This window comes from Streptomyces sp. NPDC048643 (genome assembly GCF_040650615.1).
GTDB lineage: Bacteria > Actinomycetota > Actinomycetes > Streptomycetales > Streptomycetaceae > Streptomyces.
In genome coordinates this window covers 63,026-77,348 of record NZ_JBEZHO010000043.1, presented here as the reverse complement: position 1 = coordinate 77,348, position 14,323 = coordinate 63,026, and the positions used below count along the sequence as shown (strand labels likewise).

General features: G+C 72.1%; 13 protein-coding genes. 7 read left to right on the top strand and 6 right to left on the bottom strand.

What is annotated here, in order from left to right; all coding sequences use genetic code 11:
• Nucleotides 1-296 precede the first annotated feature (296 nt).
• A complete protein-coding gene (argF, locus tag AB0C62_RS31805) occupies nucleotides 297-1,304 on the top strand; it encodes an ornithine carbamoyltransferase (protein ID WP_362979050.1) in 1,008 nt (335 codons plus the stop codon).
• A gap of 104 nt (nucleotides 1,305-1,408) precedes the next feature.
• The gene (locus tag AB0C62_RS31800; RefSeq protein WP_362979048.1) at nucleotides 1,409-2,863 is read left to right on the top strand and encodes an amino acid permease; all 1,455 of its coding nucleotides are present in this window, start codon (nucleotides 1,409-1,411) and stop codon (nucleotides 2,861-2,863) included.
• Here AB0C62_RS31800 and AB0C62_RS31795 read toward each other — a convergent pair.
• Entirely contained in the window at nucleotides 2,820-3,272 is a 453-nt protein-coding gene (locus tag AB0C62_RS31795; RefSeq protein WP_362979046.1) for an ATP-binding protein, read from the bottom strand. The genes AB0C62_RS31800 and AB0C62_RS31795 overlap by 44 nt on opposite strands.
• 401 nt (nucleotides 3,273-3,673) lie before the next feature.
• Here AB0C62_RS31795 and AB0C62_RS31790 point away from each other — a divergent pair, with 401 nt between their 5' ends.
• Nucleotides 3,674-4,501 (top strand): enoyl-CoA hydratase family protein, encoded by an 828-nt coding sequence (locus tag AB0C62_RS31790; RefSeq protein WP_164375130.1) that lies wholly within the window; start codon nucleotides 3,674-3,676, stop codon nucleotides 4,499-4,501.
• A 7-nt stretch (nucleotides 4,502-4,508) separates the two neighbouring features.
• The gene (locus tag AB0C62_RS31785; RefSeq protein ID WP_362979044.1) at nucleotides 4,509-6,854 is read left to right on the top strand and encodes a bifunctional salicylyl-CoA 5-hydroxylase/oxidoreductase; all 2,346 of its coding nucleotides are present in this window, start codon (nucleotides 4,509-4,511) and stop codon (nucleotides 6,852-6,854) included.
• 31 nt (nucleotides 6,855-6,885) lie between these two features.
• On the opposite strand, the gene AB0C62_RS31780 is transcribed toward AB0C62_RS31785, so the two are convergent.
• Both AB0C62_RS31780 and AB0C62_RS31775 read right to left on the bottom strand, forming a co-directional pair.
• Complete coding sequence (locus AB0C62_RS31780; protein WP_362979042.1) at nucleotides 6,886-7,728, bottom strand: PaaX family transcriptional regulator C-terminal domain-containing protein; 843 nt, start codon at nucleotides 7,726-7,728, stop codon at nucleotides 6,886-6,888.
• A 15-nt stretch (nucleotides 7,729-7,743) separates the two neighbouring features.
• Nucleotides 7,744-9,429 (bottom strand): AMP-binding protein, encoded by a 1,686-nt coding sequence (locus AB0C62_RS31775; RefSeq protein WP_362979040.1) that lies wholly within the window; start codon nucleotides 9,427-9,429, stop codon nucleotides 7,744-7,746.
• Between the two features lie 139 nt (nucleotides 9,430-9,568).
• Between AB0C62_RS31775 and AB0C62_RS31770 the strand changes: the two genes are divergently transcribed.
• Nucleotides 9,569-10,720: an acyl-CoA dehydrogenase family protein gene (locus tag AB0C62_RS31770; protein ID WP_362979039.1), complete on the top strand. Its 1,152-nt coding sequence runs from the start codon at nucleotides 9,569-9,571 to the stop codon at nucleotides 10,718-10,720.
• Nucleotides 10,717-11,115 carry a RidA family protein gene (locus tag AB0C62_RS31765; protein ID WP_362979037.1) on the top strand — a complete coding sequence of 133 codons (399 nt, stop codon included), beginning with the start codon at nucleotides 10,717-10,719 and terminating at the stop codon, nucleotides 11,113-11,115. The genes AB0C62_RS31770 and AB0C62_RS31765 overlap by 4 nt, the downstream gene beginning before the upstream one ends.
• 48 nt (nucleotides 11,116-11,163) lie before the next feature.
• Here AB0C62_RS31765 and AB0C62_RS31760 read toward each other — a convergent pair whose 3' ends face one another.
• Complete coding sequence (locus AB0C62_RS31760; RefSeq protein WP_362979035.1) at nucleotides 11,164-11,358, bottom strand: DUF5999 family protein; 195 nt, start codon at nucleotides 11,356-11,358, stop codon at nucleotides 11,164-11,166.
• A gap of 263 nt (nucleotides 11,359-11,621) precedes the next feature.
• Between AB0C62_RS31760 and AB0C62_RS31755 the strand changes: the two genes are divergently transcribed.
• A complete protein-coding gene (locus AB0C62_RS31755) occupies nucleotides 11,622-12,047 on the top strand; it encodes a DUF6299 family protein (RefSeq protein ID WP_362979033.1) in 426 nt (141 codons plus the stop codon).
• Between the two features lie 119 nt (nucleotides 12,048-12,166).
• On the opposite strand, the gene AB0C62_RS31750 is transcribed toward AB0C62_RS31755, so the two are convergent.
• Together AB0C62_RS31750 and AB0C62_RS31745 are read right to left on the bottom strand one after the other, a co-directional pair.
• Nucleotides 12,167-13,696 (bottom strand): UDP-N-acetylglucosamine 1-carboxyvinyltransferase, encoded by a 1,530-nt coding sequence (locus tag AB0C62_RS31750; protein ID WP_362979031.1) that lies wholly within the window; start codon nucleotides 13,694-13,696, stop codon nucleotides 12,167-12,169.
• Between the two features lie 240 nt (nucleotides 13,697-13,936).
• On the bottom strand, nucleotides 13,937-14,128 hold the full coding sequence (locus AB0C62_RS31745) for a DUF4236 domain-containing protein (RefSeq protein ID WP_081219920.1): 192 nt from the start codon (nucleotides 14,126-14,128) through the stop codon (nucleotides 13,937-13,939).
• Between the last annotated feature and the right edge of the window lie 195 nt (nucleotides 14,129-14,323).

Sequence of the window (14,323 nt, the reverse complement as noted above, 5' to 3'; positions counted from 1 at the left end):
CCGCACACCCCCGCACACGAGAGCTCTAGTTGTGTGAGTGGTGTACAGCGGTGTGCTCTTCCTATGGGGCGCGCGAAGGGTGGTGCGGAGGGTCGGCGAAAGGCGGTGCGGAGGGGCTCGGTGAGGAGTGGTGCGGAGGGGCTCGGCGAGGGGCGCCGGGGCGCCCCTCGGGCCGGTCGCGGGGGCCCGGGTGGAGGCTCCGGGTGAAGTCGAACACGAGGCCGTATATAAATGCCAGGCATCGTATAGAATTCCAGTCGTCCCTGCCCCCGTCCCCGTATCCCTGGAGCGCCCCCATGGCGACAGTCCCGACCGCCCTCGCCGGCCGCCACTTCCTCAAGGAGCTGGACTTCACCGACGAGGAGTTCCTCGGTCTGGTCGAGCTGGCCGCCGGGCTCAAGGCCGCCAAGAAGGCCGGGACGGAGACCCGGCACCTCACCGGCAGGAACATCGCGCTGATCTTCGAGAAGACCTCCACCCGCACGCGCTGCGCCTTCGAGGTCGCCGCGGCGGACCAGGGCGCCTCGACGACGTACCTGGACCCCTCCGGGTCCCAGATGGGCCACAAGGAGTCCGTGAAGGACACCGCGCGCGTGCTGGGCCGCATGTTCGACGCCATCGAGTACCGCGGCGACAGCCAGGCATCGGTCGAGGAGCTGGCCGCCCACGCGGGCGTGCCCGTCTACAACGGCCTCACCGACGACTGGCACCCCACCCAGATGCTGGCCGACGTCCTCACCATGAGCGAGCACTGCCCCAAGCCGCTCGGCGAGACCGCCTTCGCCTACCTCGGCGACGCCCGCTTCAACATGGGCAACTCCTACCTCGTCACCGGCGCGCTGCTCGGCATGGACGTCCGCATCGTCGCCCCGCGCGCCTACTGGCCCGCCGAGGAGATCGTCGCCCGGGCCCGCGAGCTGGCCCACAAGAGCGGCGCCCGCATCACCCTCACCGAGGACGTGGCCGACGGTGTCCGCGGCGCCGACTTCGTCGTCACCGACGTCTGGGTCTCCATGGGCGAGCCCAAGGAGGTGTGGGCGGAGCGCATCGGCGCCCTCTCCCCGTACGCCGTGACCATGGACGTGCTGCGCCTGACCGGCAACCCCGACGTCAGGTTCCTGCACTGCCTCCCGGCCTATCACGACCTCGGCACCGAGATCGGCCGCGAGCTCCACGCGACCTACGGCCTCGATTCGCTGGAGGTCACCGACGAGGTCTTCGAGTCCGCGCACTCCGTCGTCTTCGACCAGGCGGAGAACCGGCTGCACACGATCAAGGCGGTCCTGGTCGCCACTCTGGCTTGAAATCGTCCGTACGATGTCCGTCGGGCCTTGGAATCATCCCTTCCGAGGCCTGCCGCGCGACACACCCCGTCGCACCGCACCACCAGAAACGAGCACCACCCCGCATGCCCGCTCCCCGCATCAAGTCCCCCGCTCACCTGATAGCCGAGTCCGGCGCCGACCTCGAAGGCAACGGACTCAAGCGCACGATGGGGCTCTTCCAGCTCATCTGCTTCGGCGTCGGCGCCATCGTCGGCACCGGCATCTTCGTCGGACTCTCCGACTCGGTCGCCCAGGCCGGCCCCGCCGTGGTCGTCTCCTTCGTCCTCGCCGCGATCACCTGCGTCTTCACCGCCTTCGCCTTCGCGGAGCTGGGCGGCGCCATCCCGGTCTCCGGATCCTCGTACTCCTTCGCCTACGCCGGACTCGGCGAGAGCACGGCCTTCCTGGTGGGCTGGTGCCTGCTCCTGGAGTACGGCGTCTCCGTGTCCGCCGTCGCGGTCGGCTGGAGCCAGTACGTCAACGAGCTGCTCGTCAGCCTCACCGGCCGGCAGCTCCCCGCCATGCTCTCCGCGGGTCCCTCCGACGGCGGGATCATCAACCTCCCGGCCGTCGTCGTGATCGCGCTCGCCTCGGTCCTGCTGGTACGCGGTGTCCGCGAGAGCGCCCGCGCGACCGCCGCCATGGCCGTGCTCAAGCTCGTCGTGCTCGTGCTGTTCTGCGCGATCGGGTTCAGCGCCTTCAAGGACGGCAACCTCACGCCGTTCTCGCCCGCCGGACTCGGCGGCATCGGCGCCGGCACCACGGCCGCCTTCTTCTCGTACATCGGCTTCGACGCCATCACCACCGCCGGCGAGGAGGCCAAGAACCCCCGCCGCAACATCCCCATCGCCATCCTGGTCTGCATCGGCGTGGTCACCGTGCTGTACTGCGCCGTGGCCCTCGCCGCGATCGGCGCCATCGGCGGGGACAAGGTCGGCAGCCGCCCGGCCGCACTGTCCTACGTCGTCAACGAGGTCACCGGCTCCACCGTCGGCGGCGGGGTGATCGCCTTCGGCGCGGTCGTCGCCATCGCCTCCGTGGTGCTCGCCGTGATGTACGGGCAGACCCGCATCCTGATGTCGATGTCCCGCGACGGCCTGGTCCCGCGCGTCTTCGAGAAGGTCTCCCCGAAGACGTCGACGCCGGTCGCCGGCACCCTGATCGTCGCGCTCGTCTTCGCGCTCCCCGCGGCCTTCGCGTCGCTGGACTCCGTGGTCAACCTGTGCACCATCGGCACCCTCGCCGTCATGGTGGCCGTGAACATCGCGGTGATCGCGCTGCGCCGCCGCGAGCCGGACCTCGCCCGCACCTTCCGGGTGCCGCTCTACCCCGTGGTGCCGGTGCTCGGCGTGGGCTTCTGCCTCTACCTGATGTACGAGACCGGCTGGACGACCTGGATCCAGTTCGCCGGGTTCCTGGTCGCCGGACTGCTGGTGTACCTCGTCTACGGGCGCCGCAACTCCCGGCTGGCCCGTACCGGGGCGGACGCCGCCGTCAGCGCGGCGGACGCCGCTGAGCGGGAACCACAGGCAGTCTGAACCAGACCGCCTTGCCGGAGTCGGTGGGGCGGTGCCCGCAGGACGAGCTGAGGGTGCGGATCAGCAGCAGACCGCGCCCGTGCTCCTGCCAGGGGTCGGGCTCGGCCGGGTGCGGGATCGTGAGGTCGCCCGGCGGCGCCGGGTCGGGGTCGTGCACCTCGACCTGGCAGCCGGTCGGCAGCAGCTCAACGACCAGCTCTATCGGCCCGTCGCCCGCGGTGTGCTCGACGGCGTTCGCGACCAGCTCGGCGGTGAGCAGCTCGGCGGTGTCGCTGTCGGCCGCGTGCTCCAGCTCGGCGAGTGCGGTACGGACCAGCGCACGGGCGACGGGCACGGCCGCGACGGAGTGCGGCAGCGCGATGCGCCAGGAGGCGGGGGCGGGGGTGTCGTGCAAGGCGGGTCCGTTCATGGAGCAGGCTGTCCTGCTTTCAACCCTAGGAATGGTACGACTCTGTCGGGCAAACGTGCCCGGCGGGCTTTCTCCGGACATCTGCCACTGTGTCCCCGGGCCGTCCGGGGCTCCTTTCGGGACGTTCGGTCCGATACGGGGCTCCCTACCCAGGGAAACGGGCGCCCTCCCGTGTGTGCTCCCGCCGTTACACGGCTATCGAAGATCCGTGACGTGGTGACGGACGCGGCCACCGTTCTCCTGTCCCTCCGGGACTCCCGGGCCTCGGCTCCCCCTCGCGGCGCGGGGCCCGGAGACGACACTCCGACCGGCCTATCGTGCACTCGTGACGACAGTCACAGATGAGTGATAGCTTCGGAGGGCAGTCGCAGCGTCGCCCCCGCCCGAGGAGGCCGCACCTCATGAGTCCCTTCACCGGCTCCGCCGCCCGCACCCCCGAGTGGGAGCATCTGGGCTACGAGCTCACCGACGGCGTCGCCACCGTGACCCTGGCCCGCCCCGAGAAGCTCAACGCCCTCACCTTCGGCGCCTACGCCGACCTGCGGGACCTGCTCGCCGAGCTGTCCCGCGAGCGCTCCGTCCGCGCCCTGGTGCTGGCCGGAGAGGGGCGTGGGTTCTGCTCCGGCGGCGACGTCGACGAGATCATCGGCGCGACCCTCGCCATGGACACCGCCCAGCTCCTGGACTTCAACCGGATGACCGGCCAGGTGGTCCGCGCCGTCCGGGAGTGCCCGTTCCCGGTGATCGCCGCGGTGCACGGCGTCGCCGCGGGCGCCGGGGCCGTGCTCGCGCTCGCCGCCGACTTCCGGGTGGCCGACCCGAGCGCCCGGTTCGCCTTCCTCTTCACCCGCGTCGGCCTCTCCGGCGGCGACATGGGCGCCGCCTATCTGCTGCCCCGCGTGGTCGGGCTCGGCCACGCGACCCGGCTGCTGATGCTCGGCGAACCGGTGCGCGCGCCCGAGGCCGAGCGCATCGGCCTGATCAGCGAACTCACCGACGAGGGGCACGCCGACGAGGCCGCGCAGGCGCTGGCCCGCCGGCTCGCCGAGGGGCCGGCCCTCGCGTACGCCCAGACCAAGGCGCTCCTCACCGCCGAACTGGACATGCCGCTCGCCGCCGCCGTCGAACTGGACGCGGCGACCCAGGCACTCCTGATGAACGGCGAGGACTACGCCGAGTTCCACGCCGCGTTCACCGAGAAGCGGGCACCGAAGTGGCGGGGGAGGTGACCGGCGGATGCGCGCGGACGACGGACACGGGAACCGGACCGCGGACACGGGCGCCGGGCGCGACCCGGGAGCCGGGAAGGGCGCGCGGCGCGTCGCGGTGATCGGCGGCGGACCCGGCGGGCTCTACACCGCCGCCCTCCTCAAACGCCTCGACCCGGCCCGCGAGATCACCGTCTGGGAGCGCAACGCCCCCGACGACACCTTCGGCTTCGGCGTCGTCCTGTCCGACGAGACCCTCGGCGGCATCGAACACGCCGACCCGGTCGTCTACGCGGCGCTCCGCGAGGAGTTCGTCCGCTGGGACGACATCGACGTCGTGCACCGCGGTGTCCGGCACACCTCCGGCGGCCACGGCTTCGCCGCGCTCGGCCGCCGCCGGCTCCTCGCGATCCTGCACGCACGCTGCCGCTCCCTCGGCGTCGACCTCCGCTTCACGGCGGAGGCCCCGCCCGTCGACGACCTGATGACCGCGTACGACCTCGTGGTCGCCGCCGACGGCGTGGGCAGCCTCACCCGCGCGGCGTACGAGGACGTGTTCCGCCCGTCCGTCGAGGAGCACCGCTGCCGCTACATCTGGCTGGCCGCCGACTTCGCCTTCGACGCCTTCCGCTTCGAGATCGCCGAGACCGAACACGGCGTGATGCAGCTGCACGGCTACCCGTTCGCGGCCGACGCCTCCACCGTCATCGTCGAGATGCGCGAGGAGGTCTGGCAGGCGGCGGGGTTCGCGGACCTCGACGAGAGCGGGTCCGTCGAGCGGTGCGGCAAGATCTTCGCGGACGCGCTCGGCGGACGGCCGCTCACCTCCAACAAGTCGGCGTGGACGCGCTTTCGCACGGTCGTCAACACCCGCTGGTCGCACGGCAATCTGGTGCTCCTCGGCGACGCCGCGCACACCGCTCACTTCTCCATCGGCTCCGGCACCAAGCTCGCCGTCGAGGACGCGCTCGCGCTGGCCGCCTGCCTGGAGGAACACCCCTCACTCGACCGGGCGCTGGCCGCCTACGAGGAGGAGCGGCGCCCCGTCGTCGCCTCCACCCAGCGGGCCGCCCGCGCCAGCCTGGAGTGGTTCGAGGACATCGGCCGCCATCTCGGCCAGCCCTCACGGCAGTTCGCGTTCAACCTGCTCACCCGCAGCCGCCGGGTCACACACGACAACCTGCGGCTGCGCGACCCGCACTTCGTGGCCGCCGTCGAGCGGGAGTTCCACTGCCCGCCCGGGACGCCGCCGATGTTCACCCCGTTCCGGCTGCGCGGCCTGACCCTGCGCAACCGGGTCGTCGTCTCGCCGATGGACATGTACTCCGCCCAGGACGGCGTGCCCGGCGACTTCCACCTCGTCCACCTGGGAGCACGCGCCCTCGGTGGCGCCGGACTGGTGATGACCGAGATGGTGTGCGTCAGCGCCGAGGGCCGCATCACACCGGGCTGCGCGACGCTCCAGACGCCCCGGCAGGCCGACGCCTGGCGGCGGATCGTCGACTTCACGCACCGGCAGGCGCCCGGCACCGCCATCGGCGTCCAGCTCGGCCACGCGGGCCGCAAGGGCTCGACCCGGCTGATGTGGGAGGGCATCGACGAACCCCTGCCGGACGGCAACTGGCCGCTCGTCGCCGCCTCCCCGCTCCCGTACCGGCGGGACAGCCAGACCCCCCGCGAGCTGACCCGAGCCCAACTCACCGATCTGAGGGAGCAGTTCACCGAGGCCGCCTGCCGCGCCGCCCGCTGCGGCTTCGACCTCCTCGAACTGCACTGCGCCCACGGCTATCTGCTCTCCGGCTTCCTCTCCCCGCTGACCAACCGGCGCACCGACGCCTACGGCGGTTCACTGGAGAAGCGGCTCCGCTTCCCGCTCGAAGTGTTCGACGCGGTACGGGCCGTGTGGCCGGAGGAGCGGCCGATGACCGTGCGCATCTCCGCCACCGACTGGGCCGAGGGCGGCACCACCGGGGACGACGCGGTCGCCGTCGCACGGGCCTTCGCAGCGCACGGCGCCGACGCGATCGACGTGTCGACCGGCCAGGTGGTCGCGGACGAACGCCCCGACTACGGCCGCTCGTACCAGACGCCCTACGCCGACCGGATCCGCCACGAGACCGGCGTCCCGGTGATCGCCGTCGGCGCGATCTCGTCCTGGGACGACGTCAACTCCCTGATCCTCGCGGGCCGGACGGACCTGTGCGCGCTCGCCCGGCCGCACCTGTACGACCCGAACTGGACGCTGCACGCGGCGGCCGAACAGGGCTACGAGGGGCCGGGCGTCAGCTGGCCGGAGCCCTACCGCGCGGGCAGCAGGCGCCCCCAGACCGGCCGTACGGACGCGCCCCGGCCCCGTCTCACGCTGGGGTCCTGAGCGGGGAAGGCGGCGGCGGAGGTCGGCGGGGTCACTCCGCCCCGGCATGCCCCGACCGCGGGGAGACCCCGGCGAACTCGGCGCCCGCGTCCCGCAGTCGCTCGTGCAGCGCGCCGAAGACCTGTGCCGAGCGGGAGCCCGGCCAGTCGTCGGGGAGCAGGGCCGCGGGCAGTCCCGGGTCCGTGTAGGGGAGGTGCCGCCAGGAGTCCAGAGCGAGGAGGTAGTCGCGGTAGGCGTCCTCGTGCGCCGTGTCCCCGCGTGCCTCCCAGGCGCGCAGGACGGGCTCGTGCTGGTCCAGGAACGCCTCGTGCTCCTTGGCGATCGCGGCCAGGTCCCACCAGCGGGCGACCGCGTCGGCCGTGGCGGCGAACCCCAGGTGCTCGCCGCGGAACAGCTCGACGTACGGGTCGAGGCGCAGCCGCTCCAGGGTGTGCCGGGTCTCCTCGTGCAGTCGGGCGGGGGCGAGCCACACGCCGGGGGCGGCCGTGCCGAAGCCGAGGCCGGCGAGCCGTGAGCGCAGGACGTGCCGCTTCTGGCGCTCCGACTCGGGCACGGAGAAGACGGCGAGCACCCAGCCGTCGTCCTCGGGCGCCGCCGACGCGTACACCCGGCGGTCGCCGTCGTCGAGCAGCTGCCGTGCGTCCGGCGACAGCGCGTACCCCGCCGCGCCCCCGGTCGTGCGCGCCGGTTCCAGGAGCCCGCGACGCTTGAGCCGGGACACCGACGAGCGTACGGAGGGCGCGTCCACGCCGACCGCCGCGAGCAGCCGGATCAGCTCGGCCACGGGCACCGGACCGGGCATGAAGCGGCCGTACGCGCCGTAGAACGTGACGATGAGGGACCGGGGGGCGTGCTGGTCTGACACGCTGATCACTCTAGTGCTCGAAGATCACTTGGGGCCGCCGCCGGGGGGCATATCACCCTCCGGTGCGGCTGGTGACGGTGCGTCAGCGACCGTCCCGGTGCGCAGCAGGAACCGCTGGAGCTTCCCGGTGGCGGTACGCGGCAGCGCGTCCAGGAAGACGATCTCGCGGGGGCACTTGTACGGCGCCAGTTCGGACTTCAGGAAGACGCGCAGCTCCTCGGTGTCCTGGCGGGTGCCCTCCTTCAGCACCACGTGGGCCACCACGACCTGGCCGCGGTCCTCGTCGGCCCGGCCGACGACAGCCGCCTCGATGACGTCGGGGTGCCGCAGCAGCGCGTCCTCGACCTCGGGTCCCGCGATGTTGTACCCCGCCGAGATGATCATGTCGTCGGCGCGCGCCACATAGCGGAAGTAGCCGTCGGGGTCGCGCACATAGGTGTCGCCGGTGATGTTCCAGCCTCCGCGCACGTACTCCCGCTGGCGGGGATCCGCGAGGTAGCGGCAGCCGACCGGGCCCCGCACCGCGAGCAGCCCCGGCTCGCCGTCCGGCAGCGTGGTCCCGTCGGCGTCGACCACCCGCGCGTGCCAGCCGGGCACCGGCAGTCCGGTCGCGCCGGGGCGGATGTCGTCGTCGGCGGCGGAGATGAAGATGTGCAGCAGCTCGGTGGCGCCGATGCCGTTGATGATCCGCAGTCCGGTGCGCTCGTGCCAGTCCCGCCAGGTCGCCGCCGGCAGGTTCTCGCCCGCGGACACGCAGCGCCGCAGCGACCCGGTGTCGTGGCCGTCCAGTTCCGTGAGCATCGCCCGGTAGGCGGTCGGTGCCGTGAACAGGACGGAGACGCGGTGCTCGGCGATCGCGGGCAACAGCTGCCGGGGGCCCGCCTGTTCGAGCAGCAGGGAGCTGGCCCCGGCGCGCAGCGGGAAGACGACGAGTCCGCCGAGTCCGAAGGTGAAGCCCAGCGGGGGGCTTCCCGCGAAGACGTCGTCCTCGTGCGGGCGCAGCACGTGCTCGGAGAAGGTGTCCGCCGTCGCCAGCAGGTCGCGGTGGAAGTGCATGCAGCCCTTGGGCCGGCCGGTGGTGCCCGAGGTGAAGGCGATCAGCGCCACGTCGTCGGCGGCCGTGTCCGCCGGGTCGAAGGGTTCGTCGGGCGCGCCGGTGATGCGTAGCAGCAGGTCGTCCGGGGCGTCACCGCCGTACGGCGTGATCCGCAGGCCGGGGACGCCCGCCCGGGCCAGGTCGTCGAGCGAGCGGAGGTCGCACAGGGCGTGGGTCACCCGCGCGATCCCGCAGATGGTCCGCAGCTCGTGCGGCCGCTGCTGCGCGAGCACGGTGACCGCGACGGCGCCCGCCTTCAGCACCGCCAGCCAGCACGCGGCCAGCCACGGGGTGGTGGGGCCGCGCAGCAGCACCCGGTTGCCCGGGACCACGCCCAGTTGGCCGGTGAGGACGTGGGCGATGCGGTCGACACGGTCGCGCAGGTTCCCGTACGTCCAGGGTGGGCCGGACGGGGTGTGGAAGGCGGGGCGTCCGGGATCGGTGCCGGCGAGGAGTTCCGCGGCGCAGTTCAGCCGGTCGGGGTAGCGCAGCCCGGGCAGGTCGAAGAGGAGCTCGGGCCACTGCTCGGGGGGCGGGAGATGGTCGCGCGCGAAGGTGTCGACGTGGGCCGAGTGTGCCGGCGCCAGGGTGTCCGCGGGGTCCACGGGATGCATGGCGGTTCGCCCCCTTGCCTTTGTGGGCCGCCTTGGTGGGCGTCGTGGTGGGCTCGCACCAGGAGCGTATCGTGTTGGTGACGACAGTCAACGGTTCGCGATAACGTGGGACGGTGTCCGACGGGGAGAGGGACCGGCAATGACCGCATTCTCACTGGAATCAGGACAGATTGCCTGGTGTGCCGAACTGCGCACGCTGGCCGCCGACCACCTGCGTCCGCTGGTCGACAAGGGCGAGCCGGGCCACGTCAACCGCCCCCTGGTCGCCGAACTCGGCCGACTGGGCCTGCTCGGCCGCCTGTTCACCTCCGGCGCCCTGGACCTCTGCCTCATGCGCGAGTCCCTCGCCCAGGTCAGCACCGAGGCCGAGACAGCGCTCGCCCTCCAGGGACTGGGCGCCCATCCGGTCCACGCCCACGGCACCACCGCCCAGCGCGAGCGCTGGCTGCCCCGCGTGGCGGCCGGCGACGCCGTGGCCGCCTTCGCGCTGAGCGAGCCCGGCGCCGGCTCCGACGCGGCCGCGCTGGCGCTCCGCGCGGACGAGGACGGCTCCGGCGGCTGGCGGCTCACCGGCGAGAAGTGCTGGATCTCCAACGCCCCCGAGGCCGACTTCTCCACGGTCTTCGCCCGGACCGGGCCCGCCGCCGGGGCCCGCGGCGTCACCGCGTTCCTCGTCCCGGCCGACCGCCCCGGCCTCACCGGCACCCCGCTCGACCTGCTCTCCCCGCACCCCATCGGCACCCTCGCCTTCGACGCCGTGCCCGTCACCACGGACGACGTCCTCGGCGAGCCCGGCCACGGCTTCCGGGTCGCCATGAGCACCCTCAACCTCTTCCGGCCCAGCGTGGGCGCCTTCGCCGTCGGCATGGCCCAGGCCGCGCTGGACGCCACCCTCGCCCACACCACGCGCCGCACCGCGTTCGGCGGCCCGCTCAAGGACCTCCAGACCGTGTCCCACCAGGTCGCCGAGATGGCCCTGCGCACCGAGGCGGCCCGCCTGATGGTCTACGCGGCCGCCGCGGCCCACGACGCCGGGGCCCCGGACGTGCCCCGCCGCGCCGCGATGGCCAAGCTGCTCGCCACCGAGACCGCCCAGTACGTCGTCGACGCGGCCGTGCAACTGCACGGAGCACGCGCCCTGCAACGCGGTCACCTCCTCGAACACCTCTACCGCGAGGTGCGGGCGCCACGCATCTACGAGGGGGCCAGCGAGGTCCAACGGGCCGTCATCGCGAAAGAGTTGTACCGGGAGGCCGCACAGGACCGGCCGATGGGAACGGAGACCGCATGACCGCCGACCGCGTCAACCCGCCCGAGCTGTCCCCGCCGACCGGCTTCTCCCACGCCGTCGTCTCCACCGGCTCCCGCGTGGTCTTCCTGGCCGGCCAGACCGCGCTCGACGGCGACGGCAAGGTGGTGGACGAGTCCCTGCCCCTCCAGTTCGAACGGGCGCTCACGAACCTGCTGACCGCGCTGCGCGCGGCGGGCGGCGCTCCCGCCGACCTCGCCCGGGTCACCGTCTACGCCACGGACGTCGCCGACTACCGGCTCAACGCGCCCGAAATCGGGCGCATCTGGCACCGGTTGGCGGGCCGCGACTATCCCGCGATGGCCGTCATCGGGGTCACACGGCTCTGGGACGAACAGGCGCTGGTCGAACTCGACGGCTTCGCCGTGCTCCCGTAGGGCCGGGGATCAAGGACCGCCGGTCCGGGGAGCGGTACGGGGAACGGGTCAGGCGGCGATGACGAGCCGCTCGGCGAACACCCGGTGCGGAGCGACCACGCTGCCGTCGGGGAGCAGTTCACCGCTGTCGTCGAAGACGATCGCGCCGTTGCACAGGAGATTCCAGCCCTGCTCGGGGTGGGCCGAGACGATGTGCGGGGCGACGGAGTCCACGGACGGGCACGAAGACCGGTGGGAACACATGGTGCACCTCCACGTCGGATGCGAAGAGTGTCGGCGGCGTTGTCGTCGCCCTCGCATGTACAGACCATGCGCGCTCCGCGAACTCACCGGAACAGCGGGCGGTGAAGCGTGACAACACGGGGACAACTCTCGAACGCGGCCGCGACGGACGTGGCCAACTCGCCACCAATGGGGTGATGATCACCGGCCCCGGGGCGTCGGACCGGTACCTGTTGAGCGCTCGCTCCCGGGCCCTCAGCGGGCCCCGTTCCAGGAGGTACCCCATGTTCGTCCGCCAGACCGTCGGTACGGCCGCCGCCGCGGCGCTGTTGCTGCTGCTCGCCCCGTCCGCCGTCGCCCGGTCCGCCGTGTCCGACGAGGTGACCGTCGACCCCACCGCCACGGTCGCCGCCGACGGCACCATCACCCTCTCCGGCACCTACCGCTGCGCCTCTGCCCCCGGCCCCGTCTTCGTGTCCTCCTCGGTGTCCCAGGACGACCCCCGGGTCCACCACGGCATCGGCGGCTCCTCGGCCCTCTGCGACGGCGCCGAACACCGCTGGACCAACTCCGAGAAGCGCGCGACCGACACACTGGTCCCGGGCCCGGCCCACGTCGAGGCCACCCTGACGGAACTGGCCGGCACCGGTCTCCCGCTCCCGACGTTCCACGCGACGAGCCAGCGGGACGTGACGGTCACGCGGGGCTGACCGGCTCGGGAGGACGCCGTGCGCGACGCGGCGCCCGTGAGACACGGGTGCCGCCGCACCCGGCCCGTCCTGCGCGCGGCAGGCGGGGCCGGTCACGACGGCGCCGGTGTGGGCGTCGCTCAGATGTCCCGGAAGATCTCGATCTGCGCCCCGATCGAGTTCAGCCGCTCCGCGAGGTCCTCGTAGCCGCGGTTGATGACGTACACATTGCGCAGCACCGAGGTGCCGTCGGCGGCCATCATCGCGAGGAGGACGACCACGGCGGGGCGCAGGGCCGGCGGGCACATCATCTCGGCGGCGCGCCAGCGGGTCGGGCCCTCGACCAGGACGCGGTGCGGGTCGAGGAGCTGGAGCCGGCCGCCGAGGCGGTTGAGGTCCGTGAGGTAGATCGCGCGGTTGTCGTAGACCCAGTCGTGGATCAGCGTCTTGCCCTGCGCGGAGGCCGCGATGGCCGCGAAGAACGGGACGTTGTCGATGTTCAGGCCGGGGAACGGCATCGGGTGGATCTTGTCGATGGGCGCCTCCAGCTTGGAGGGCCGCACCGTCAGGTCCACCAGCCGCGTACGTCCGTTGTCCGCGAAGTACTCGGGCGTGCGGTCGTGGTCGAGGCCCATCTCCTCCAGGACCGCGAGCTCGATCTCCAGGAACTCGATCGGAACCCGGCGCACCGTCAGCTCCGACTCGGTGACCACGGCGGCGGCGAGCAGGCTCATCGCCTCGACCGGGTCCTCGGAGGGCGAGTAGTCGACGTCGACGTCGATGTTCGGCACGCCGTGCACGGTGAGCGTGGTGGTGCCGATGCCCTCCACCCGTACGCCCAGGGCCTCCAGGAAGAAGCAGAGGTCCTGGACCATGTAGTTGGACGAGGCGTTGCGGATGACGGTCACGCCGTCGTGGCGGGCGGCGGCGAGCAGCGCGTTCTCGGTGACGGTGTCCCCGCGCTCGGTCAGCACGATCGGCCGTCCGGGCGTGACGGACCGGTCGACCTGGGCGTGGTAGAGCCCCTCGGTCGCCGCGATGTCGAGCCCGAACCGGCGCAGCGCGATCATGTGCGGCTCGATGGTCCGGGTGCCGAGGTCACAACCGCCCGCGTACGGCAGCTTGAAGGCGTCCAGGCGGTGCAGCAGCGGGCCCAGGAACATGATGATGGAGCGCGTACGGCGCGCGGCGGCCGCGTCGATGGCCTCCATGTCCAGCTCGCTCGGCGGCACGATCTCCAGGTCGACGCCCCCGTTGATCCAGCGGGTGCGGACACCGATCGAGCCGAGCACCTCCAGAAGGCGGTACACCTCTTCGATGCGGGCGACCCGGCGCAGCACCGTGCGCCCCTTGTTCAGCAGCGTCGCGCACAGCAGCGCGACACACGCGTTCTTGCTGGTCTTGACGTCGATCGAGCCGGACAGACGACGTCCGCCGACCACGCGCAGATGCATCGGACCCGCGTAGCCGAGCGAGACGATCTCGCTGTCCAGCGCTTCACCGATACGGGCGATCATCTCAAGGCTGATGTTCTGGTTGCCGCGCTCGATGCGATTGACGGCGCTCTGACTGGTGCCGAGCGCCTCGGCAAGCTGCGACTGTGTCCAGCCCCGGTGTTGCCGGGCGTCACGGATGAGCTTGCCGATACGTACGAGGTAGTCGTCTGCCATGGCGCGACCGTATATCGGATGTGAGATAAAAAGAAATGGAGCGCCGCCTTCCGGGTGACGGGCTCCATCGAGGGGTGAGGGCAGGGGAGTTCGGGTTCCGCGGCTCGGCACACAACAGCACGGCGGCGACCGTCGAGGGGCTCCCGAAGGTGCCGCCCGTCGACGTCGCCGCCGGTGAGTGCCGTGAAGGAGCGCGTCTGTGACAGTTCGTCGAGACTGACGCCCTATGTCGCTCTTGCGTCACTTTGCCTTGCGGGTCTTGCGCCAGCCGAACGGACCCGGCAGGTCCATCGACGTCGTACGGCGCCCGGTGGTGCTGTGCGTGTAGCGCGGGCCGTGGTCGCCGCCCGTGGTGATGGACATCGACTTGCGGTTGATGTTCAGTCGCACGCCGGGAAAGATCTTGAAGCTCTTGCGGAACGTGAGCGGCATGACTGCCCCCTGGTCTCGGTTGCGCCGGGCCCTCCCCGGCAGACATCGGATACCCCGAAAGTGCTCCGATGTGCCTGCCTCCGCCGTCGGACCGTCAACTTCGTTCTCGGTGAGTGAAGTTGACCCGGTTCGCCCTTTTCGGGGGTGGTGGTGGAGTCCGGCGGCCCTCCGAGGGGTGCCGGTGGGGGGCGCAGT